This window comes from Burkholderia seminalis DSM 23518 (assembly GCF_902832885.1).
Classification (GTDB): domain Bacteria; phylum Pseudomonadota; class Gammaproteobacteria; order Burkholderiales; family Burkholderiaceae; genus Burkholderia; species Burkholderia seminalis.
In genome coordinates this window covers 154,152-176,571 of sequence record NZ_CADFDK010000014.1, presented here as the reverse complement: position 1 = coordinate 176,571, position 22,420 = coordinate 154,152, and the positions used below count along the sequence as shown (strand labels likewise).

At 69.6% G+C, this 22,420-nt stretch carries 18 protein-coding genes and 2 pseudogenes; 14 read left to right on the top strand and 6 right to left on the bottom strand.

The features are described from left to right. Positions 1–3: 3 nt before the first annotated feature. Together HWX00_RS30730 and HWX00_RS30725 are read right to left on the bottom strand one after the other, a co-directional pair. Positions 4–1,494, bottom strand: coding sequence for a sensor histidine kinase (locus HWX00_RS30730; RefSeq protein WP_175029161.1), 1,491 nt, complete (start codon positions 1,492–1,494; stop codon positions 4–6). Beyond that, on the bottom strand, positions 1,494–2,213 hold the full coding sequence (locus HWX00_RS30725) for a response regulator transcription factor (protein WP_175029154.1): 720 nt from the start codon (positions 2,211–2,213) through the stop codon (positions 1,494–1,496). The genes HWX00_RS30730 and HWX00_RS30725 overlap by 1 nt, the downstream gene beginning before the upstream one ends. A 447-nt stretch (positions 2,214–2,660) precedes the next feature. Here HWX00_RS30725 and HWX00_RS30720 point away from each other — a divergent pair, with 447 nt between their 5' ends. Beyond that, a complete protein-coding gene (locus HWX00_RS30720; RefSeq protein WP_034190992.1) occupies positions 2,661–3,320 on the top strand; it encodes a carbonic anhydrase in 660 nt (219 codons plus the stop codon). A 57-nt stretch (positions 3,321–3,377) separates the two neighbouring features. On the opposite strand, the gene HWX00_RS30715 is transcribed toward HWX00_RS30720, so the two are convergent. Further along, positions 3,378–3,947 carry a lipocalin family protein gene (locus HWX00_RS30715; RefSeq protein ID WP_175029153.1) on the bottom strand — a complete coding sequence of 190 codons (570 nt, stop codon included), beginning with the start codon at positions 3,945–3,947 and terminating at the stop codon, positions 3,378–3,380. A gap of 250 nt (positions 3,948–4,197) precedes the next feature. Between HWX00_RS30715 and HWX00_RS30710 the strand changes: the two genes are divergently transcribed. The 10 genes and pseudogenes from HWX00_RS30710 to HWX00_RS30665 all read left to right on the top strand — a co-directional run bounded on the left by HWX00_RS30710 (position 4,198) and on the right by HWX00_RS30665 (position 12,821). After that, a complete protein-coding gene (locus HWX00_RS30710; protein ID WP_175029160.1) occupies positions 4,198–4,794 on the top strand; it encodes a sigma-70 family RNA polymerase sigma factor in 597 nt (198 codons plus the stop codon). After that, positions 4,791–5,525 carry an anti-sigma factor gene (locus HWX00_RS30705; RefSeq protein ID WP_175029152.1) on the top strand — a complete coding sequence of 245 codons (735 nt, stop codon included), beginning with the start codon at positions 4,791–4,793 and terminating at the stop codon, positions 5,523–5,525. Before HWX00_RS30710 ends, HWX00_RS30705 begins: the two co-directional genes overlap by 4 nt. A 155-nt stretch (positions 5,526–5,680) precedes the next feature. After that, entirely contained in the window at positions 5,681–6,514 is an 834-nt protein-coding gene (locus HWX00_RS30700) for a DUF1295 domain-containing protein (RefSeq protein ID WP_175029151.1), read from the top strand. After that, entirely contained in the window at positions 6,511–7,611 is a 1,101-nt protein-coding gene (locus HWX00_RS30695) for an SAM-dependent methyltransferase (RefSeq protein ID WP_175029150.1), read from the top strand. Before HWX00_RS30700 ends, HWX00_RS30695 begins: the two co-directional genes overlap by 4 nt. Before the next feature lie 8 nt (positions 7,612–7,619). Continuing rightward, positions 7,620–8,231, top strand: coding sequence for a lipocalin family protein (locus tag HWX00_RS30690; protein ID WP_034190986.1), 612 nt, complete (start codon positions 7,620–7,622; stop codon positions 8,229–8,231). A gap of 92 nt (positions 8,232–8,323) precedes the next feature. Continuing rightward, positions 8,324–9,631 (top strand): NAD(P)/FAD-dependent oxidoreductase, encoded by a 1,308-nt coding sequence (locus HWX00_RS30685; RefSeq protein WP_069707154.1) that lies wholly within the window; start codon positions 8,324–8,326, stop codon positions 9,629–9,631. Continuing rightward, positions 9,628–10,320: pseudogene (locus HWX00_RS30680) on the top strand (DUF1365 domain-containing protein); the annotation flags it as partial. The gene HWX00_RS30685 and the pseudogene HWX00_RS30680, both read left to right, overlap by 4 nt. Before the next feature lie 159 nt (positions 10,321–10,479). Next, a complete protein-coding gene (locus HWX00_RS30675) occupies positions 10,480–11,709 on the top strand; it encodes an SAM-dependent methyltransferase (protein WP_049028790.1) in 1,230 nt (409 codons plus the stop codon). Further along, positions 11,699–12,241 (top strand): chalcone isomerase family protein, encoded by a 543-nt coding sequence (locus tag HWX00_RS30670; protein ID WP_049028789.1) that lies wholly within the window; start codon positions 11,699–11,701, stop codon positions 12,239–12,241. Before HWX00_RS30675 ends, HWX00_RS30670 begins: the two co-directional genes overlap by 11 nt. Before the next feature lie 43 nt (positions 12,242–12,284). Further along, positions 12,285–12,821 carry a DUF2878 domain-containing protein gene (locus HWX00_RS30665; protein WP_175029149.1) on the top strand — a complete coding sequence of 179 codons (537 nt, stop codon included), beginning with the start codon at positions 12,285–12,287 and terminating at the stop codon, positions 12,819–12,821. A gap of 475 nt (positions 12,822–13,296) precedes the next feature. Here HWX00_RS30665 and HWX00_RS30660 read toward each other — a convergent pair whose 3' ends face one another. Continuing rightward, positions 13,297–13,602, bottom strand: coding sequence for a DUF4148 domain-containing protein (locus HWX00_RS30660; protein WP_175029148.1), 306 nt, complete (start codon positions 13,600–13,602; stop codon positions 13,297–13,299). Positions 13,603–13,923: 321 nt separating this feature from the next. On the opposite strand from HWX00_RS30660, the pseudogene HWX00_RS30655 reads away from it, so the two are divergent. The 3 genes and pseudogenes from HWX00_RS30655 (at position 13,924) to HWX00_RS30645 (ending at position 20,182) form a co-directional block, all read left to right on the top strand. Next, positions 13,924–17,161, top strand: a pseudogene (locus HWX00_RS30655) (efflux RND transporter permease subunit). Positions 17,162–17,215: 54 nt separating this feature from the next. Beyond that, the gene (locus tag HWX00_RS30650) at positions 17,216–18,631 is read left to right on the top strand and encodes an efflux RND transporter periplasmic adaptor subunit (protein WP_175868168.1); all 1,416 of its coding nucleotides are present in this window, start codon (positions 17,216–17,218) and stop codon (positions 18,629–18,631) included. Positions 18,632–18,661: 30 nt separating this feature from the next. Beyond that, positions 18,662–20,182, top strand: coding sequence for an efflux transporter outer membrane subunit (locus HWX00_RS30645; RefSeq protein ID WP_175027279.1), 1,521 nt, complete (start codon positions 18,662–18,664; stop codon positions 20,180–20,182). Here the strand turns inward: HWX00_RS30645 and HWX00_RS30640 are convergent. Both HWX00_RS30640 and HWX00_RS30635 read right to left on the bottom strand, forming a co-directional pair. Then, a complete protein-coding gene (locus tag HWX00_RS30640; protein ID WP_175027280.1) occupies positions 20,160–21,620 on the bottom strand; it encodes a heavy metal sensor histidine kinase in 1,461 nt (486 codons plus the stop codon). The genes HWX00_RS30645 and HWX00_RS30640 overlap by 23 nt on opposite strands. Beyond that, entirely contained in the window at positions 21,617–22,294 is a 678-nt protein-coding gene (locus tag HWX00_RS30635) for a heavy metal response regulator transcription factor (protein ID WP_124609313.1), read from the bottom strand. The genes HWX00_RS30640 and HWX00_RS30635 overlap by 4 nt, the downstream gene beginning before the upstream one ends. Positions 22,295–22,420 lie beyond the last annotated feature (126 nt).

The following is a 22,420-nucleotide window of genomic DNA, read 5'->3' as shown; positions in this document are numbered from 1 at the left end:
CGGTCAGCGCGCGTCGCCGGCCGCCGCCGGCGCGACCGCCAGCGCAAACTCGAACACCGCGCCGCGCCCAGCCCGGTCGACGAGCCGGATGCCGCTGCCGTTGAGCGCGAGCATCCGGTGCACGATCAGCAGGCCGAGCCCGCCGCTCGTCACCGTGCCGCCGCTCATCGGCCGCTGCGGCCGCTGGAACAGCCCTTCGCGCCGCGCGGCCGGAATCCCCGCGCCGGTATCCGCCACGGTCACGACCACGCGGTCGCCCCGCGGCTCCAGCGCGACCTCGACCTCGCCGTGCGACGGCGTGTGCCGCAGCGCGTTGTCGAGCAGGTTGGTCAGCACGCGCTCGATCATCCCGAGATCGGCCGACACGACCGGCACGCGCGGCGGAATCCGCGCATGCAGCGCGACGCCGCGCGACGCCGCGGTCAGCTCGAATTTCTGGAACACGTCCTGCACGAGATCGACGAGCGAGAACGGCTCGCGCTCGGCCTGCACGCCGCCCGATTCGAGCCGCGCGAGCTCGAACAGCGCCTGCGCGAGCCGGCCGACCTTCGCGCTCTGCGCGAGCGCGATCGACAAATAGCGCCGCCGCTCGGGTTCGGCGAGCGTGTCGGCCTTCAGCGACAGCGTCTCCAGATAGCCGTGCAGCGAGGTCAGCGGCGTACGCAGGTCGTGCGAGATGTTCGTGATCAGTTCGCGCCGCTGCTGGTCCTGGCGCGTCAGCGCGCGCCACTGGTCGCCGATCCGGTCGGCCATCTGCGCGAACGCGGATTCGAGCACCACGATGTCGTCGCCGCGCCGGCCCGGCGAGCGCGGCACCGGCGGCTGCGTGTCGGGCGCGCCGTTCGCGTCGAAGCCGCGCATCGCCTCCGTCAGCAGGCGCAGCGGGCGCGTGATGAAACTGAACGCGGTGAGACCCGCGATCAAGCCGAGCAGCGCGACCACCGCCATCGACCACAGCGTCGTGCGCAGCACGTTGCCGGCGTCGACGCGCGCGGCAAGCCGGTCGTGCGCCTCGCCGAGCAGCACCACGTAGATGTAGCCCAACGGCGGCTGCCCCGCGCGCTGCAGCGGCGCGGCGCTGAACACCTTGCGCGCGTCCGGGCTGCGCGGGTCGTCGCCGAGGATCGGCAGCGGCCGGCCCGCGATGAATTGCTGCACGGGCGCGAGATCGATACGGTCGCGCTTCACGTGGCCGGGCGGCGCATCGTCGCCCTTGATGCGCCCGGCGTTGTCGAGCAGGTACACCTCGACGCTCGGGTTCACGCCCATCAACTGGCTGAACAGCGTGCGCACGGCGTCCGGGCGCAGCCCGTTCGCGTCCATCAGCGGCGCACTGTTGGCGATGTTCGCGGCCAGGTCGCGCGACAGCGCCTGCACGACTTCCTTTTCACGCATGTCGTTCGCGCGGATCTGCAGCCACGCGGACGCGCCGGAGCACGCGAGCAGCAGGATCGAGAACACGAGCGACAGCCGCTGGGTGAGCGTGAGCGTCATCATGCGTCCCGCTGGCCCGGCGCGGCGAGCTTGTAGCCCCGTCCCCACACGGTGAGGATCCGCACGGGTTCGGCCGGATCGACCTCGATCTTCGCGCGCAGCCGGTTGATGTGGGTGTTGACCGTGTGTTCGTAGCCTTCGTGCTGGTAGCCCCACACCGCGTTGAGCAGGTCCATCCGCGAAAACACCTTGCCCGGGTGCCGCGCGAAGAAGTACAGCAGGTCGAATTCGCGCGGCGTGAGGTCGATGCGCGCGCCGTCGACGCTCGCCTCGCGCGCGATCGGATCGAGCGCGAGCCCCCCGACGTCGAGCGTGCCCGCGTCGATGCGCGAATCGCGCGCGAGCGCATCGACGCGCCGCAGCAGCGCCTTCACGCGCGCGATGAGTTCGAGCACCGAGAACGGTTTCGCCAGGTAGTCGTCGGCGCCGAGCTCGAGACCGAGGATCCGGTGGACCTCGCTCGACCGCGCGCTCGTGATGATGATCGGCGTGTAGCGCGTCATCGCGCGGGCGCGCCGGCAGATCTCGAGGCCGTCGACGCCCGGCAACATCAGGTCGAGGATCAGCGCATCCCAACCGCCCTGTTCGAGCAGGCGCAGCCCTTCGGCACCGTCCGCGCTGTGCACGACTTCATAGCGCTCGTCACGCAGGTGCAGGCTCAGCACGTCGGCGATGTCGGCGTCGTCCTCGACGATCAGGATGCGTTTCGGTTGGTCCATGGCGGTGGGCGGCGGCACGTCGAAGCTCGGTTCGATAACGGTGGTCGGCGGGCGATCGGCGGCCCGGGTCGAGTCGCGGCGGAAAAGCCGCGCTGCCGTCATTGTGCAAAATTTTGCCGCGGGAAGTGATCACATTTCGTTGAACTCTTGATCACCCTCGTTCCGCGAGCCAGTGCCCTCAACGCTTTCCGCCCCGTCCCCCAAAACAACAGACGAGTTGTCCCGCTCGAACACGCGATTGGCGCCCGTATGCGCGGCAAGCCGTGCGGCAGGCGAACCCGGAAGCCGGCCGGCTCCGCCGACGCGACATCGAAACATCGAATCCAGCCCTATTTGTCGGAGGGGCACCATACCCACGCGAGCCCGATATCGGCATAATATTGCCCGCCGCGCGAGCGACCCGCCTTCGCTGCGCCGGTGAATCGAATCCGAAGCCCTGGAGCAAGCATGCGTGACATCATCGACGGTTTTCTACGTTTTCAGCGCGACGTCTACCCGCAACGCGTCGAACTCTTCAAGCAACTCGCCACGTCGCAGAACCCCAAAGCACTGTTCGTCACGTGCTCCGACAGCCGCGTCGTGCCGGAACTGCTCACGCAGCGCGAACCGGGCGAACTCTTCGTGATCCGCAACGCGGGCAATATCGTGCCGTCGTACGGGCCTGAACCCGGCGGCGTGTCGGCCACGGTCGAATATGCGGTTGCCGTCCTCGGTGTTCGCGACATCGTGATCTGCGGCCACTCGGATTGCGGCGCGATGGGCGCGATTTCCCGTTGCACCTGCCTCGATCACTTGCCCGCTGTCGCGAACTGGCTGCGCCACGCCGACGCCGCGAAAGTCATCAACGCCGCGCATCAATACGATACGCCGGGCGCGAAGCTCGACGGGCTCGTGCGTGAAAACGTGATCGCCCAGCTTGCCAACCTCCGCACCCATCCCTCCGTCGCACTCGCGCTCGAGCAAGGACGCATGAACCTGCACGGGTGGGTGTACGACATCGAGACGGGCGGGATAGACGCACTGGACGGCGCGACCCGGCGCTTCGTCCCGCTGGCCGAGTCGCCCACGGTGGTCGCCGTGGACGCACGCAATCGCGGGCAGGTCTAGTTCGGCCGTGCGTAGGCGCGCCGCGTCTCGCGCAAACCGATGGCCGGCGCCGCCCGTTCAATGCGCGGTGCGGCGCAGCATCGCGGTATCGTAGCCGAGCGTCCGTACGCGCTCGACGAGCACGGCGGCTTGCTCGGCCGACGGCTTCGCGACGCGCGTCAGGATCCACAGGAATCGCCCGGACGGCTCGCCGACGATCGACCATGAATAATCGTCGGCGTGATCGAGTATCCAGTAGTCGCCCAGAAAGAACGGCCCGAAGAACGACACTTTCAATTTCGCGTCGCCGCTGTTCGCCACGATCCTCGCCCTTCCGTCCGAACTGCGCGCGGGGCCGTCCGGCCCGCCTTCGCGACAGGTATTGCGCACGCCGATGAGGCCGTCGTCGCGTTTCGCATAGTCGGCCGTCACGCCGTCGCAACCGCGCTCGAAACGGTTTTCATAGCGCGCGAACTCATACCATCTACCCACATAGCGATCGAGATCGACCGCCTTGGCCGGTTGCGGCACCTGCGCGTTGCCGCTCTTGCCGCCCGCGAGGCCCGCGCATCCCGCGAGCAACAGTGCCGCGCCGGCAACGGCCACGGCGGCCGTCCGCACGGACGCACGAAAAACAGATCGCTTCATTGAAGCCCTCCCGGCCACGAAATCGCATCATTGTGCATGCAACCACCCTGCCGCGTCAGCAGCGGCGGGTGCAGCGGTCGTCTGCATCCCGGCGGGCGATTCGTTCGTATCTCGTTGCAACGTCTTCATACGGTTCGCCACCATGCGCGACATTCAGCGGGTCCGCCGTCGATCGCTCGATCAAGTGCATCCGGCAGTGCTATATTTCGCTCGACATTCACGCCATGGCGATTCTCGCCATTTCTTCAGCATGAACGACACGCCGGATGGTGCCGAGCGCTTCGACCCGTCAACCGACGCCGATGCCGTGCGTCGCGAACACCTGAACCAGGTCATGTCGCGGGTCGCGAGCGGCGACCAGGCGGCTTTCGCCGAGCTGTACCGGCTGAGCTCGTCGCGGGTGTTCGGCATCATCGTGCGCATGGTTCACGATCGCGGGGAAGCCGAGGATCTGCTCCAGGAGGTCTACACGGCCGTGTGGCGACGGGCCGACGCATTCGATCCGGCACGCGGCGGTGCGATGACGTGGCTGACCACGCTGGCGCGCAACAGGACGATCGACCGGTTACGGCAGCATCGCGAGGCGCCACTCGACGACGAACAGATGCTGGATCTCCCCGACGAGGATCCGACGCCCGCCGCGCTCGCGGAGGCAAGCCAGGAGCGCCAGCGCCTCGAACGCTGCCTCGAGCGGCTGGAGCCGGTTCAGGGCCGCGCAATACGCGAGGCTTTTTTCAGCGGCGCGACTTACAGCGAACTCGCCGCGCGCCTGCGTGTGCCGCTCGGAACCATGAAAAGCTGGATCCGGCGCAGCCTGATGCAGCTGAAGGGATGTCTCGAGCAATGAATACGCCCGCCGATCACGATCCCGAATTGCGCTGCGCGGAATACGCGCTCGGCGTGCTCGACGCCGATGCGCGGCGCGCACTCGAGGCATCCGCCGCACGCGATCCGCTATTGCAGGCGACGCTGGCACGCTGGCAGCGCCGCTTCGCACCGCTCGCGGAAGACATCGCCCCCGTCGCCCCGCCCGGCCGGGTCTGGACGCGAATCCAGCGTGACCTCGGCTTCTTCGTTCCGCCGGCCGCACACGGCACCGCGCCATCGGACGGATGGTGGAACAGCCTGCGACTATGGCGCTGGGTCGGCCTCGGCGCGAGCGCGGCCGCGCTCGGACTGCTCGCGGTCAACCTGATCCGGGTGAACGAAGCGCCGCCGCGCGCGGCCGCCGTCGCGGGCAGCTACATGGTGGCCACGATTGCACGAGCGGACGGCGTCGCACACTGGACCGCCACGGTCGACCTGCGCCGCGCCCGGATGGTCGTGGTACCGGCGGACAAGCCGACGATCGCCGCGAATCGCTCGACCGAGCTCTGGCTGATTCCGCCGAATGCGAAGCCGATCTCGCTCGGCGTATTCACGCCGGACGCGCCGGCGTCGATGACGCTGCCGCCCGCGATCGTCGCGCAGCTCAGCGCGCGCGCGGTGCTCGCCGTGTCGATCGAGCCGCGCGGCGGCTCGCCGAGCGGTCAACCCACCGGTCCGGTGCTCGCCACCGGGGCCATGCACGCGGCATAACGGGCGCCGCGCCACCCCGCGTCGGGCAACCGCCCTTCGCGGGAGAGCGCGGTGCGCGCCCCTGTCGTCCGCGCGCAAGTCGCGGCGCATCCCGATGCATCCGTTTGGCCTTCGGCTCCGTATATGACGGATATCGCGTCCCCGGAGCCGCCCGCATGCCTGCCGTCGCCGTTGCCCTCCTCGCTTTCGTCGGACTGTTTCTGTCGTTCACGGCGGTGTGGATCGGCCAATTGCGCTCGCGGAATGCAGGGATGATCGACCCGGTCTGGGCGGTGACGCTCGGCGGCATGGCCATGTTCATCGCGGGGCTCGGCACCGGCCCGGTATTGAACCGCGCACTCGTCGCGACAGGCGGCGGCATCTGGGGGCTGCGGCTCGCGCGGCACTTGTGGCGTCGCAACCATCGGCAACCCGAGGACCGGCGCTATCGGCAATTTCGCCTGCAATGGGGCGACGCCGCGCCGCGCAACATGTTCTGGCTGTTCCAGTTGCAGGCGCTGATCTCGATGGTGCTGTCGGTCGCGTTCTTCGTCCCGGCATACAGTCCGGACGCGCCGTCCCGGTCCGCTGCCGTCGCCGCCGTGTCGATCTGGCTCGTCGCCGTGGCCGGAGAGGCCGCCGCCGACCGGCAGCTCAAGCACTTCCTGGCCGCCCCCGGCCGCCGCGACGGCGTCTGTCGGGTGGGCTGGTGGCGCTATTCGCGTCACCCCAACTACTTCTTCGAATGCCTGCACTGGTGCGCTTACGCGGCGCTGGCGATCGGCATGCCGTGGGGCTGGCTCACGCTGATGCCGCCGTTCCTGATGGCGTGGCTGCTGCTCAGGGTCTCCGGCCTGCCGCTGCTCGAGGCGCATCTCGTGCGAACGCGGCCGGGCTACCGGGAATACATGCGCACGACCAGCGCCCTCGTTCCGTGGCCGCCCAGGCCGGCCGCGTGCCCGCCCCTTGCCCGCCCCGACCATCCCGAAGACAGGAGTACGCGCTCATGACCGCCACCGCCTCGCAACCGTCGCCCGCCCGGATGCCCGCCCCCGGCGACACGTGGCTGATCCGCTGCTGCGAACGCGGCTGGCTGCCGGATCCGCTGATCCGCGCCGGGATGCGCGCCCTGCTGCGGCAGCGCCTGCGCGACGAACATCTGCTCGACGGCGAGCGGCGCGCGGCCGCCTTCGAGCGGCTGGTGCACGAACTGAACGCGAGCCCCATCGCGATCGATACGCAAGCGGCCAACACGCAGCATTACGAAGTGCCCGGCGCGTTCTTCGAAGCCCATCTCGGCCCCCGGCTGAAATACTCGTGCGGCTATTACCCGCTCGGCAACGAAACGCTCGCGCAAGCCGAGGACGCGATGCTGTCGCTTTACGCGGAGCGGGCCGGTCTCGCGGACGGCCAGCGCATCCTGGATCTCGGCTGCGGCTGGGGGTCGCTGTCGCTGTGGCTCGCCGAGCGCTATCCGCACGCGCGGATCGTCGGCCTGTCGAATGCTCACGGTCAGCGAAACTTCATCGAGCAATGCGCGGCCCGGCGCGGGCTGACCAATCTGCGGATCGTCACGGGCAACGTGGTCGACTTCGATTTCGCGCCCGGCGAAGCGGGTTTCGACCGCGTGCTGTCGATCGAGATGTTCGAGCACATGAAGAACTACCGGCAATTGCTCGCGAAAATCGCGCGCTGGATGCACGACGACGGCAAGCTGTTCGTGCACGTCTTCGCGCACAAGCTGCTCGCCTATCACTTCGCGGTGCGCGACGACACCGACTGGATGTCGCGCCATTTCTTCACCGGCGGCACGATGCCGTCGGCCCATCTGCTGCCGCGGTTCCAGGACGACGTCCGTCTCGACCGCCAATGGTGGATCGACGGCACCGCCTATGCTCGCACGGCCAACGACTGGCTCGCGTCGCTCGACGCCGCGCGCGGCCGGATCATGCCGATTTTCGAAACGGTCTACAGCGCCGACGCGCGGATCTGGTTCCAGCGCTGGCGCATGTTCTACATGGCGGTCGCCGAGCTGTTCGGCTATGCCGGCGGCCAGGAATGGGGCGTCGCCCACTACCTGTTCGACAAGCGGCCGGTACGCGCGTGAGACGTGTGATGCCGTCCCCGATCGTCCGCCGCTTCGCCGCCGCGCTCGCGGCAGGTCTTGCACTCGCCATCGCCGCGGGCTGCTCGGGCAATGCGCCGAACACGAATCCGCGTGCGGCCGTGCCCCTGTCGAGCGTGCCCGTCGACCTGCCGCGCTACATGGGCCGCTGGTACGTGATCGCCAACATCCCGTACTTCGCGGAACGCGATTACGTGGGCAGCCGTGCCGAGTGGACGCTGCGCGAGGACGGCCGGATCGACGACGTGTTCGTCGGCCGCAAGGGCGGCTTCGACCGGCCCGAGCAACGCTATCGCTTCGTCGATACGGCAAAGCCCGGCAGCGGGGGCGGCGAATGGCGTGTGCGGCTGTTCTGGCCGGTGTACGTCACGCAGTTGACGCTCTATGTCGATCCCGACTACCGCCATACGATCCTCGGCTACCCGGGCAAGACGCTCGGATGGATCTTCTCGCGCGAGCCGACGATGGACGACGCGACGTATCGCTCGCTGCTCGCGCGGCTCGATGCGATGGGCTACGACACGTCGCGCTTCAGGCGCGTGCCGCAAACACCGGGGCAGATCGGTCAACCGGGCTTCGCCTCGCCGGGCGAGCGCGACTGAAGCGGGCCACGCGCATCCGCCGCCCGCTTTGCTCCGTATCTCCGAACAACCCTTCCCGAGACCGCCGACCCGCCTGACGGAGACCCTTCGCGATGCACCAGCCCCTCACTGCCTTGCCGCCCGGGCGGCGGATCGCCGTCGTCGGCGCCGGCATCGCCGGCCTGGCGAGCGCCTACCTGCTGGCCCGTCGTCACCGCGTGACGCTGTTCGAGGCGGCCGGCTACCTCGGCGGCCACACGCACACCGTCGATGTCGAACTCGACGGCGCGCGCCACCCGGTCGATACCGGGTTCCTCGTCTTCAACGACCGGACCTATCCGAACCTGATCGCGCTGCTCGCCGAACTCGGCGTGGCCGCGCATCCGAGCGACATGTCGTTCTCGGTGTCGGTCGACGGCGGCCGGCTCGAATGGGCCGGCAGCAACCTCAACACCGTGTTCGCGCAACGCCGCAACCTGTTTTCGCCGACGTTTCTCGGCATGCTGCGCGATATCCTGCGCTTCAATGCATCCGCGCACGACCACCTCGATGCGGCGAGCCGCCAGCGGCTGTCGGTCGGCGAACTGCTCGCCGCGGGCGGGTACGGCGCACCGTTCCAGCATCATTACCTGCTGCCGATGGCGGCCGCGATCTGGTCGAGCGCGGCCGGCGACATCCTGCGGTTTCCGGCCGCCACGTTCCTGCGCTTCTGCCTGAACCACGCGCTGTTGCAGGTCAACAACCGCCCGCCCTGGCGCACGATCGCGGGCGGTGCACGGCAGTATGTCGAGCGCATCGCCGCGACGCTCGACGACGTCCGCCTGAACGCGCCGGTCCGTACCGTTCGGCGCGACGAACAGGGCGTCACGGTGGCGACCGACGCGGCCGGCGGCGAGCGGTTCGACGCCATCGTGCTCGCGTGCCACGCGCCGACGAGCCTGCGGCTGCTCGCGGACGCCAGCGAAGCCGAACGCGGCGTGCTGGGGGCCGTGCGCTATCAACGCAACGTCGCGGTGCTGCATACCGACACGGCCTTGCTGCCGCGCCGCCGGCGCGTGTGGTCGGCGTGGAACTACCTGAGCGGTCGTGCGGCGCCCGCTGCCGACGGCGCAGCGCCCGTGTGTGTGAGCTACCTGATCAACCAGTTGCAGCCGCTGCCGTTCCGCACGCCGGTCGTCGTCACGCTGAACCCGATCGACGCGCCCGCGCCCGACACGCAGCTCGGTCGCTACGACTACGAGCATCCGTTGCTCGATCTCGCCGCCGTCGACGCGCAGGATCGCCTGCCTGCGCTGCAGGGGCGGCACCGCACGTGGTTCGCGGGCGCGTGGACGGGCTACGGTTTTCACGAGGACGGCCTGAAATCCGCGTTGCGCGTGGCCGACGATTTCGGCGTGAAGCCGGCCTGGGCCAAGCCATGAACGTGCCGTTCGCGAGCGACGGCAGCGGCGCGCGGCTTCTGGTCGGGCACGTGATGCACGAGCGGCTGCGGCCCGTGCACCATGCGTTCACGTATCCGCTGTTCCAGGTTTGCTGCGACATCGAGCGGCTTCACGAAATCGGCGGCCACTGGTTCGGCGTCGATCGCTGGCGGCCGTTCGGACTCGCGTCGCGCGACTACGGTCCGCGTGACGGCCAGCCGCTTGCGCCCTGGCTGCGGGCCCGCCTCGCCGAAGCCGGCATTCCGGCCGACGGCCCGATCTGGCTGCAGACGATCCCGCGCCTCTTCGGCCATGCGTTCAACCCCGTGAGCTTCTGGTACTGCTACGACCGCGCGGGCCGCCTCCGCGCGTTGTACGCGGATGTGCGCAACACGTTCGGCGCGTACCACGGCTACCTGCTGAGCGCGACGCGGCACGCGCCGATCGGGGACGACACCGTCCTCGTCTGCCGCAAGACGTTTCATGTATCGCCGTTTTGCGACGTCGCCGGGACGTATGCGTTTCGCGTGCGTCAGCGCGGCGACCACCTGCTGGTCGCCATCGACTACCGCGACGACGACGGTCCGCTGCTGCGGACGGCGCTCGTCATGCAGGCCGGCCCGCTGAGTGCCGCGCGGGCGTGGCGCGCGCTCGCGCGGCAGCCGTTCAATGCGATCGGCGTGCTCGTCCGCATCCATTGGCAAGCGCTGCGGCTCTGGCTCAAGCGCGTGCCGTTCCACGGCAGGACGCCCCCCTGCCCGGCCGCCCCGCGCCGGTGCGCTGCCGCCCCCGTCGGCACCGGTGTCGCCGCCATGCCGCCCTGCGGTATCCGACCACGAGGTCCGCCCATGACCCTGCTGCGCCTGTTATCGAATGCCTCGCAACCCGCGCTGCCGCTTTCCGCGCGGTTGTTTGTCGCGCTGCTGCGGCGGCTGCGGCACGGCCACCTGATACTCGTGACGCCCGAAGGCGCGCAATACGTGTTCGGCGATCCGCACCGCCAGCCGGCCGCGACGCTGCAAATCCGCGACTGGCGGGCGTGCCGCGCGATCCTGCGCGCCGGCGACATCGGCTTTGCCGACGCGTATCGCGCGGGCCGCATCGACACGCCCGACCTCGTCGCGCTGCTGCGTCTGGCGATCCGCAACGAGCCGGCGATCGCGCGCACGGTGACGGGCGGCCGCTTCGCCCGCCTCTGGTATGCGCTGCGCCACCGGCTGCGGGCGAATACGCGCGCCGGCAGCCGCCGCAACATCCACGCGCATTACGATCTCGGCAACCCCTTCTACGCGCTTTGGCTCGACGAAACGTGGACGTATTCGAGCGCGTGCTTCGACGGCGACGCGCGGCGCTCGCTCGCCGACGCGCAGACGGCGAAATATCAGCGCATCGTCGATTCGCTCGGCCTGCGCGCCGGCATGCGCGTGCTCGAGATCGGGTGCGGCTGGGGCGGCTTCGCGATGCATGCGGCCCGCCAGGGGATCCACGTGCACGCGCTGACGATCTCGCCGTCGCAATACGCGCTGGCGGCGGAACGCATCGCGCGGGCGGGGCTGTCCGGTCTCGCGACACTCGAGTTGCGCGACTACCGTGACATCGACGGGCGCTACGACGCGATCGTGTCGATCGAAATGTTCGAGGCGGTGGGTGAAGCGTTCTGGCCGGTGTATTTCGACACGCTCAGGCAGCGCTTGAAAGCAGGCGCGCGGGCGTTGATCCAGTCGATCACGATCGCCGAATCGCAGTTCGATGCGTACCGTGCATCGAGCGACTTCATCCGCGAGTTCATCTTCCCGGGCGGCATGCTGCCAAGCGCCGAGCGCTTCGTCGGCGCGGCCCGGCACGCGGGCCTCGTCGCCGAACCGGTGCATGCGTTCGGTCTCGACTATGCGCGCACGCTGGGCACATGGCGCGCGGCGTTCGAGGCCAGCCTCGACGCGGTCCGCGCGCAAGGATTCGACGAGACCTTCATCCGCACCTGGCGCCTGTACCTGGCGTATTGCGAAGCGGGATTTGCCGAACGGCGCACCGACGTGATGCACTTTGTCGTCTCGAGCGGGGACCGCCATGACGCGTAGGCTCGCGATCCTCGTGGCCGTGGCCGCGTATGCCGCCACGCAGGTGGCGAACGCGGGATGCGTCGACGACGTGGCGTCGGCGCGGATGATCGGATCCGGCCGATTCTGCGTATTCGGGCTTTGCCTTTATGACGCGCAGCTTTGGGCGTCCCGTTCGCCCGCGGCATTCGATACGCCGTTCGCCCTTTCGCTCGCGTACCGCCACGACGTGAAGGGCGAGCGGCTCGTCGCCACCGGCATCGCCGAAATCGAGCGCCTGGCCGCGACGCCGTTGCCGGCGGCGACCCGCGACGCCTGGCGCGCCGACATCGCCGGCGCCTTTACCGACGTGCTGCGCGGCGACGTGCTCTGCGGCGTCTACCTGCCGGGCCGCGGCGCGCGTTTCTACAAGAACGACCGCTTGATGTCCGACGTCGCCGATCCGGACTTCGCGCGCGCGTTCTTCGCCATCTGGTTCGATCCGCGCACCCGGGCAGCATCGCTGCGCCGCGAGTTGCTTGGCGACCCGGTCCGCCAAGGGCCGAACATGTGAGCGTGCGACGACGGCCGCCGGCCGGCCGAACGCGCAGCGACTCATGCTTCATTCCGCCGCCGTCGAAACCGCCGCGTATCTCGTGCTGTCGCAAGCCGGCTGGCTCGTCTGCGTGTCGAGCGCCGCACATGGGCGCGGCTGGATCGGGACGCTGTGTGCGGTACTGCTGGCGGGCGGCCACCTGCTGCGCACCCGTTTCCCCGCCCGCGAAGTATCGTTGATCGCGATCGTCGCTGCGATCGGCTGGAGCTGGGATGCCGTACCCGTTGCGACGGGCACGCTGCACTACCCGAACGGCGTCTTGCTGGACGGAACGGCGCCTTACTGGATCGCGGGTTTGTGGGTGCTGTTCGCCGCCCAGCTGAACGTCCCGCTGCGCTGGCTGCGCGGGCGCTGGCTGGCCGCCGCGCTGCTGGGCGCCGTCGCCGGCCCGCTCTCGTTCCGGGCGGGCGCAGCGCTCGGCGCGGTGCGCTTCGTGAGCCCGACCGCGTGGATGCTGCTCGCATGCGGCTGGGCGGTCGTGCTGCCTGCGGCCGTCTGGTTAGGCCAGCGCCTGGACGGAACACGCGACGATCATTGACACGGTTCCGTGGGCATTACCGCTTGCCTGTCAACCGTTCTCGCTCTTCAAGACACGGGCCTTCCCGTTCTCCCGGACGCGTTCCGGACCGACATGACATTCCGGCCGGTCGTTTCCTTTAGTTGCGCCGACAACCGCTCGCCAAGTCGCCCCGTGTCGTGAGCAATACTGGCAAGCGTCGGTAACCGATCCGCTGCAAGGCGCTCGGGGCCTGCCCTGTCGGCAGCGGCGCCGGTCACGTGCGGCGGTGCCAGGCACCCGCGCCGGATCGCCGATCGAGAACTCGTGCGCGTTCTCGCGCAAGGTATGCGGTAGCGTCGCGACAAGGCCACTCTCGAAGCGATTGGACCGCCGGATCCGCTTCGATGAGCCGCCACGGCTCGGGGGCGCCGCGTTGAAACAGCGACCGGCGGGCGACACACCTGGAATCCGCAGCCGCTTCCGTCGCGGCCGCGAAGGGGGTCGAACATCGCGCTCAGTGATGCTCGTACAACGGCTGCGCGTCAAGCGACGCGAGCGATGACACGGCCGCACCGGCGACGACGGACGGGCGAGCGGCAATCGATTGCGACGACTGCGCGGCGATCTTCGCCTCCGCTGCCTGAATGTCGTCGGGATAGTACGGATCGCTGGCGACCGGCCGATAACCGGCCTTTTCGACCCGAACGAGATCGGCACGCACGTCGGCGCGCGTGACCGTACCGTCGGCGGTTTGCGCGAAGGCGACGATCGGCGCGCTCAATGCGCAGGAAAGCAGGACTGCACGAATCAGGTTGTTCATGATGTTCACCTCTCAAGATGGCGTATTGGCGTCCGCACACCAGGCCGGGCCGTCGCTCCGCATCGATGCGATGAAGAGTGGAATCCATTCTGCGATTCGCGCGCTTTCCGGAAGGTGAGGCTTCGATTACGGTCTTGTCATCTGATGGCTGCCGCCTGTCGGCCGCGAGCCAACCGGTCCGGTCGGACGCTGCGCACCCGCGCGCCGGCACAGATAACGGTTTCGTAATCTTCGGGTCAGGGTCGGGTCAACGCCGCGCCGGCAGACTGCACGCTCGTCGCATCGAATGCGAATCCGAGCCCTGCTTCGAGGAGCACCATCATGTGGATCGTCCGGCTGGCGTTACGCAGGCCCTACACGTTCGTCGTACTCGCGCTGCTGATCTTCATCGCGGGACCGCTTGCGCTGCTGCGCACCCCGACCGACATCTTCCCGAACATCGACATCCCGGTCGTCAGCATCGTCTGGTCGTACAACGGCTTCTCCGCGGAAGACATGGCCAAGCGCATCACGTCGAACTATGAGCGCGCGCTCACGTCCGACGTCGACGACATCGAGCACATCGAGTCGCAGTCGCTGAACGGCGTGTCGGTCGTGAAGATCTTCTTCCACCCGGGCGCCGACATCAATCGCGCGATCGCGGAAGCCGCGAGCAACGCCGCATCGATCCTGCGCATCCTGCCGCCCGGCACGCTGCCGCCGAACATCATCACGTACAACGCGTCGACGGTGCCGATCCTGCAGCTCGGTTTGTCGAGCGACACGCTCGCCGAGCAGCAGCTGTACGACCTCGGCAACAGCTTCATCCGCACGCAGCTCGCGACCGTCCAGGGCGCGGCGGTGCCGCTGCCGTTCGGCGGCAAGATCCGCCAGATCGTCGTCGACCTCGATACGCGCGCGCTGCAGGCGAAGGGGCTCGCGCCGATCGACGTCGTGAACGCGATCAACGCGCAGAACCTGATCCTGCCGGGCGGCACCGCGAAAATCGGCACGCACGAATACAACGTGCAGATGAACGGCAGCACGCAGACGGTCGCCGCGCTGAACGACCTGCCGGTGAAGACGATCGGCGGCAACGTCGTGTACGTGCGCGACGTCGCGCACGTTCGCGACGGCTACGCGCCGCAGACCAACATCGTGCGGGCGGACGGCAAGCGCGCGGCGCTGCTGACGGTCGAGAAGACCGGCAGCACGTCGACGCTGACGATCATCGACCAGGTGAAGGCGATGCTGCCGAAGATCGCGGCCGGGCTGCCGAAGGCGCTGCACATCGCGCCGCTCGACGATCAGTCCGTGTTCGTGAAGGCGGCGGTCCAGGGCGTCGTGCGCGAAGCGCTGATCGCCGCGTGCCTGACCGCGCTGATGATCCTGCTGTTTCTCGGCAGCTGGCGCGCGACGCTGATCATCGCGATCACGATTCCGCTCGCGGTGCTCACGTCGCTGCTCGCGCTGTCCGCGCTCGGCCAGACCATCAACATCATGACGCTCGGCGGGCTCGCGCTCGCGGTCGGGATCCTGGTCGACGACGCGACCGTCGCGATCGAGAACATCACGCATCATCTCGAGCGCGGCGCGCCGCTCGAGGACGCGATCCTGACCGGCTCGGGAGAAATCGCGGTGCCGACCTTCGTGTCGACGCTGTCGATCTGCATCGTGTTCGTGCCGATGTTCCTGCTCACGGGTGTCGCGCGCTACCTGTTCGTGCCGCTGGCCGAGGCCGTGATCTTCGCGATGATCGCGTCGTACTTCTTCTCGCGCACGCTGGTGCCGACGCTCGCGATGGTGCTGATGCGCGTCAAGGGAAACGGCCAGCCGCCGCGCGGCGTATTCGCGCGCGTCGCACGTTTCCAGGCCGCGTTCGAGCATCGCTTCGAAGCCGTCCGGCTGCGCTATCGCGCGCTGCTCTCGGCGGCGATCGCGCGGCGCCGCCGCTTCGCGGCCGCGTTCCTGCTCGCGTGCGTCGCGTCGACGGGCCTCTACGCGTTCGCCGGGCAGGACTTCTTCCCGTCGGTCGACACCGGCGAGATCCGCCTGCATCTGCGTGCGCCGACCGGCACGCGGATCGAGGAAACCGCGCGACTGACCGACGAGGTCGAAGCGAAGATCCGGGACGTGATTCCGGCCAACCAGCTCGCGAGCGTGCTCGACAACATCGGCGTGCCGGTGAGCGGGATCAACCTCACGTACGACTCGTCGGACCCGATCGGTACCGAGGACGCCGACGTGCTGGTCACGCTGAAGCCGAATCACGCGTCGACCGCCGCGACCGTCGCGACGCTGCGCAACGTGCTCGCGCAGTCGTTCCCCGGCGTGACGTTCGCGTTCCTGCCGGCCGACATCGTCAGCCAGATCCTCAACTTCGGGCTGCCCGCGCCGATCGACATCCAGATCGTCGGCAACAAGCTCGACCAGAACCGCGCGGTCGCGAATGCGCTGCTCGCGAAGCTGCGCGGCGTGCGCGGGCTCGTCGACGCGCGCATCCAGCAGCCCGGCGACGAACCCGCGATCAACGTCAACGTGGACCGCACGAAGGCGATCCAGGCCGGCCTCGAACAGCGCGACGTCGCGCAGAACCTGCTGATCGCGCTGTCCGGCAGCTCGCAGACGACGCCCAACTTCTGGCTGGATCCGCGCAACGGCGTCAGCTACCCGGTGCTCGTGCAGACGCCGCAGTACACGGTGAATTCGCTGCAGTCGCTCGCGAACGTCCCGCTGCCCGCCGGCACCGCGCGCGCCGCAGACGCCGGCCGGCGGCCCGGCCGCGGGCGCGCCCGCGCAGAACCTGCTCGGCTCGTTGGGCTCGTTCTCGCGCACGACGCAGCAGGCCGTGGTGTCGCACTACAACGTGCAGCCGGTGCTCGACCTCTTCGCGTCGGTGCAGGGGCGCGACCTCGGCGGCGTCACGGCCGACGTGACGAAGCTCGTCGACGCCGCGCGCGCGCAACTGCCGCCCGGCTCGTCGATCGTGCTGCGCGGCCAGGTGCAGGCGATGCACGAATCGTTCGCGGGCCTCCTCGGCGGCCTTGCGCTCGCGATCTCGCTGGTCTACCTGCTGATGGTCGTGAACTTCCAGTCGTGGCTCGATCCGCTCGTGATCGTCGGCGGGCTGCCGGCGTCGCTCGCCGGCATCGCGTGGATGCTGTTCGTCACGCGCACCACGCTGTCGGTGCCCGCGCTGACCGGCACGATCCTGTGCATCGGCATCGCGACCGCGAACAGCATCCTCGTCGTGAACGCGGCGCGCGAGCTGCTCGCGGCCGGCGCATCGCCGTGGCAGGCGGCGCTCGACGCCGGCTTCAACCGCTTCCGGCCCGTCGTGATGACCGCGCTCGCGATGCTGATCGGCATGTTGCCGATGGCGCTCGGCCTCGGCGACGGCGGCGAGCAGAATGCGCCGCTCGGCCGCGCGGTGATCGGCGGCCTCGCGTTCGGCACGCTCTCGACGCTGCTGTTCGTCCCGGTGCTGTTCGGCTTCGTCCACGCGTGGCTCGCCCGGCGCCGCGACGCCGCGGCCGCCCGGCGCGTGCAGTCCGCGCCCGATACGCCGGCGCTGCGCTGACGCGCGGATGGCCTCCTTCTTCTCATCCTTCGATTCGCCCGACCCGGACCCATCATGAACGACTCGATCGAACCCGTCGCCCCGCCGCCCGCCGCCGACGCGGCAGCCGCGGCAGCAGCCGTGCCGCCCGCCGCGCGGGGCGCCGCCCCCGACACCGCACCGGCCCGCCACGGCCGCAAGCGGGCCGTGCCGCTCGCGGCCGCGGCGCTCGCCGCCGGACTGCTCGCGCTCGGCATCGTGCCGCGTATCGATGCACGCGCCGCGCAGCGCATGCAGGTGGCCGCGCAGCAGGCGCTGCCGGTGGCGGTCATCATGCCCGGCACGGCGCCGGCCGATCAAACGCTGACGTTGCCCGGCTCGGTGATGCCGTATGCGGACGCATCGATCTATGCGCGCACGAGCGGCTATATCGCGCACTGGAGCGCCGATCTCGGCACGCACGTGAAGGCCGGCCAGACGCTCGCGCGGATCTCGGCGCCGGATCTCGACGCGCAGTTGCGCCAGGCTCGCGCCGACGAAGCGAGCGCGCAGGCGAACTACGATTATGCGAAATCGACCGCGCAGCGCTGGCAGGACATGCTGAAAACGCAGTCGGTCTCGCAGCAGGACACCGACACGAAGGTCGCGGACATGAACGCGAAGCGCGCGATGCTCGCGTCCGCGCAGGCGAACGTCGCGCATCTTGCCGAACTCGTGTCGTACGAGTCCGTCGCCGCGCCGTTCGACGGCGTGATCACCGCACGCAACGTCGACGTCGGCACGCTGGTGACCGCGGGCGGCACGCCGGGCAGCCCGGGCCTGTCCGGCGAACTGTTCCACCTCGAACAGACGGACACGCTGCGCGTGTTCGTCGACGTGCCGCAGGACAGCGCGGCCGGCGTGTCGACCGGCACGCCGGTCTACCTGACGACGCCGCAGTTTCCGGGGCGGCGCATCGCCGCGCAGGTCGCGCGCAGCGCGGGCGCGATCGACCCCGTCACGCGCACGCTGCGTGTCGAGATCGACGTCGACAATCGCGACGGCACGCTGATGCCCGGTGCGTATGCGCAGGCGCATCTCGTCGTGCCGAGCGCGGCGCCGGCGCTCGACCTGCCGGTCAGCGCGCTGCTGTTCCGCGCGAGCGGCGTGACGGTCGCCACCGTCGGCGCGAACGGGCGCACCGCGCTGAAGACCGTGCAGATCGGGCGCGATTTCGGCACGCGCGTGGAGATCGTCGCGGGGCTCGCGGCGACCGATCGCGTGATCGACAACCCGGGCGATGCGATCACGGCAGGGGAAGCCGTGACGATCGTGTCGACCGCGCACGATGCGGCGCCATTGGCTGCTTCGTCCGCTTCGCCCGCGCAGGCCGCTCGGACCGCACTGGCCGATCAACCGGCGTCCGCGTCCGGTGCGCGCCACGTGCCGCCGCGCGAGGCCGGCGTTGCACCGGCTACGTCAACGCCCGCTCGGGCGCCCGCCCGCGGCTGACCCTTCGACGCCTCCCACGAGATGCCTGCCATGCGCCTTCTTCATCCGCTCCCGTTCGCTCGCCGCATCGTCGCGCTCGGCGTTGCCGCCGCACTGACTGCCTGCTCGACGCTGCCGCCCTATTCACCGCCCGCCGTCGCGGTGCCCGCCCACTACGCGGGCGCGCCGGCCGCGCAAGCCGGCTGGCACGTCGCAATGCCCGCCGACGCCGCCGCGCGCGGCGCGTGGTGGACCGTGTTCGACGACGCCGACCTGAACGCGCTCGAAGCGCGCGTCGACGTGTCGAACCAAACGGTGAAGAAAGCGATCGCCGATCTGCAGCAGGCGCGCGCGATGGTCGACTATCAGCACGCCGGGTTCCTGCCGACGATCACGGCAGGCGTCGCGCAGAGCCGTGCGCGCGTGTCGCAAAACCGGCTCGGCTCGTCGCTCGCCGGCAAGACGACGCCCGACTACCAGGCCGGCGTGGCCGCGAGCTGGGAACCCGACGTATTCGGCCGAGTGCGCGACGCCGTAGCGGGCGCGCAGGCGAACGCCGCCGCGAGTGCAGCCGACCTGCAGGCCGTGAAGCTGTCGGTCACGGCCGAGCTCGCGACCGACTATTTCGCGCTGCGCTCGCTCGACACGCAGAAGCAGCTGCTCGACGATACGGTGCGCGCCTACACGGATGCGCTGACGCTGCTCAAGCAGCAGCTCGCGGCCGGTGCGATCGACGCATCGGCGGTCGCGCAAGCCGAGACGCAGCTCGAATCGACCCGCACGCAGGACACCGACATCGACGCGTCGCGTGCGCAGTTGCAGCACGCGATCGCGACGCTCGTCGGCGAAAGCGCGTCGACGTTCGCGCTGCCGCCGCGCGTGCAGGCGTTCCGCGTGCCGGCGATTCCGGCCGGCGTGCCGTCGCAACTGCTGGAGCGGCGGCCCGACATCGCGGCGGCCGAACGCCGGGTCGCGGCCGCGAACGCGCGGATCGGCGAGGCGCGCGCCGCATTCTTCCCCGATCTCGTGCTGTCGGCGAGCGCCGGCCTCGAAAGCGCGTTCTTCGCGCCGTGGCTCGCCGCACCGAGCCTGTTCTGGTCGCTCGGCCCGCAACTCGCCGGCACGCTGTTCGACGGCGGCCGTCGCAGCGCATCGCTGCGCGGCGCGCACGCGCAGTACGACGGCGCGGTCGCCGACTACCGGCAGTCCGTCCTCGTCGCGTTCCAGCAGGTCGAGGATCAGTTGTCGGCGCTCGATGCGCTTGCGTCCGAAGCCGGCAGCCAGCAGCGCGCGACCGACGCGGCCGACCTGTCGCTGCGGCTGACGACGAATCGCTTCAACGCGGGCGCCGTCAGCTATCTGGACGTGGTGACCGCGCAGACGATCGCGTTGACGAACCGGCGCACGGCCGATCAGATCGACGCGCGCCGGATGGAGGCCGAAGTCGGCTTGCTGAAGGCGCTGGGCGGCGGCTGGCAGGCGAGCGCGGACGTGGTATCGAAAGCCGGTACGATGGAACGAGCAACAGCCGCTCAGCCCGCCCCCGCCGTCACGCTGCCGGCGGCCGGTTGAACGTGAGCACGAAGCGCGTACCGCGCGCGTCGCTTTCGACCTCCGCGGTGCCGCCGTGCAACTCCATCACCGAGCGCACGATCGCGAGGCCGAGCCCGGCCGTGCCGCCCGGCACACCGCCGCTGCGCGCGGGGTCGCCGCGCACGAACCGGTCGAAGATTCGCGGCAGCAGCGCGGGATCGATCGGCTCGCCCGGATTCTCGACGACAACGTTCACCGCCTCGGCCGTTTCGTCGACACCGAGCGTAATGACGCCGCCGGGCGGCGTGTAACGCAGTGCGTTCGCGAGCAGGTTGCCGACGGCGCGGCGAAACAGCTCGACATCGGCGGTCAGGTGCCCCTGCCCTTCGACGCGCAACGTCGAGCCCGCTTCGTCGGCAAGGCCCTCGAAATACCCGGCGATGCGCTCGAGTTCGTCGCGCACGTCGAACGCGCGCTGCCGCGTGACGAAGCTCGGATGCTCGGCGCGCGCGAGAAACAGCACGTTCTCGATCATCCGTGCGAGGCGGTCGTATTCCTCGAGATTCGATTCGAGCAGCGTCTGGTACTCATCCACCGAACGCGGCCGCGCGAGCGCGACTTCGGTGGCGCCGCGCATGTTGTTCAGCGGGGTGCGCAGGTCGTGCGCGAGGTCGGCGCTGAATTGCGACAGATGCGCGAATGCCTGCTGCAGGCGGCCGAGCATCGCATTCTGCGCATCGACGAGCGCACGCAGCTCGGGCGGGGCGCGCGACGCGTCGAGCCGCGTGTCGAGCTTGTCGACCGTGATCCGGCCGGTGTTGTCGACGATCTCGCGCAGCGGCGCGAGCGCCGTGCGGATCAGCCAGTAGCCGAGCAGCAGCGCGAACAGCGCGCCGAGCCCGCCGGCGAGCTCGAGCCGGTCGCGATAGCCGTCGAGCAGGTCGGCCCGGTCGCGCATGTTGCGCGCGATCGCGATGCGGATCGGCGTGCGGTCGCCCAGCGCCGCCTCGATCACGACGCCGCGCATCGGCGTGCCGCCGCCGGCCGTCCACGTGACGAGCCGGTCGGCCGTGATCCGGTCGTTTGCCGGAACCGGCACCGCGTGCGGCGCGAACAGCTGCACGTCGGCGAGCGGAACCGATGCGGCGGCAGGCGCGTCGTCGAGCGCGGCGAGCCGGACATTGTGCCGCGCGAGTACCTCGCCCCGCGCATCGACGACGGCCATCGACAGCGCCTCGTTGCCCAGCACCTGGCTCGTCAACCGCTCCGCGTGCGCACGCACCGCCTCGAGCGACTCGAGCTCGCCCGCGAGCCGGCGTGTGTGGCGCGCGGCCAGCACGATGTCGAGGTCGTCCTGCGTGTTGACCTGCCGCTCGAGGCCCGCATACACATACGTCCCGACGAGCGCGAACGACGCGAGCGTGGTCGCGGCGAACGCGAGCGCGAGCGTCGCGGCAAGCGAGCGCGGGCGCATCATGCGTCGTCCTTCGGTTCGAGCACGTAGCCGACGCCGCGCACGGTATGGATCAGCTTGACCGAAAACGCGTCGTCGATCTTCGCGCGCAGGCGCCGGATCGCGACCTCGACGACATTGGTGTCGCTGTCGAAATTCATGTCCCACACGTACGATGCGATCTGCGTGCGGCTCAGCACCTCGCCCTGCCGGCGCGCGAGCAGTTGCAGCAGCGAGAATTCGCGCGGCGTGAGGTCGATGCGGGTGGCGCCGCGCTTCACGCGGCGGCGCACCACGTCGATTTCGAGGTCGCCGACCGTCAGGTGCTCGGTCTCGCGCGGCGGCCCGCGACGCGCGAGCGTGCGGATGCGGGCGAGCAGCTCGACGAACGCAAACGGCTTCACGAGGTAGTCGTCGGCGCCGAGTTCGAGGCCGTGCACACGGTCCTGCACGTCGTCGCGCGCGGTCAGGAACAGCACCGGTGTCGTGTGCGTGTCGCGCAGCCGCTTGAGCACGGCCCAGCCGTCGAGCACGGGCAGCATCACGTCGAGCACGATCACGTCGTAACGCTCTTCCTGCGCCAGCATCAGCCCTTCGCCGCCGTCCTTTGCGAGATCGACGCTGAAGCCCGATTCCTCGAGCCCCTTCTTCAGGTAAGCGCCCGTCTTCGGTTCGTCTTCGACTATCAGGATGCGCATGGCCGGCTCCGTCGCTAGCGTGGGGACATCCGGCGATGTTACCCGGAAATGGCGCCACGGCTTCGCTGCGTGCAGGCGCGCACGGCGTTGATGACAAAACCGTAATCAGCCGGTCAGCGTGGCGAG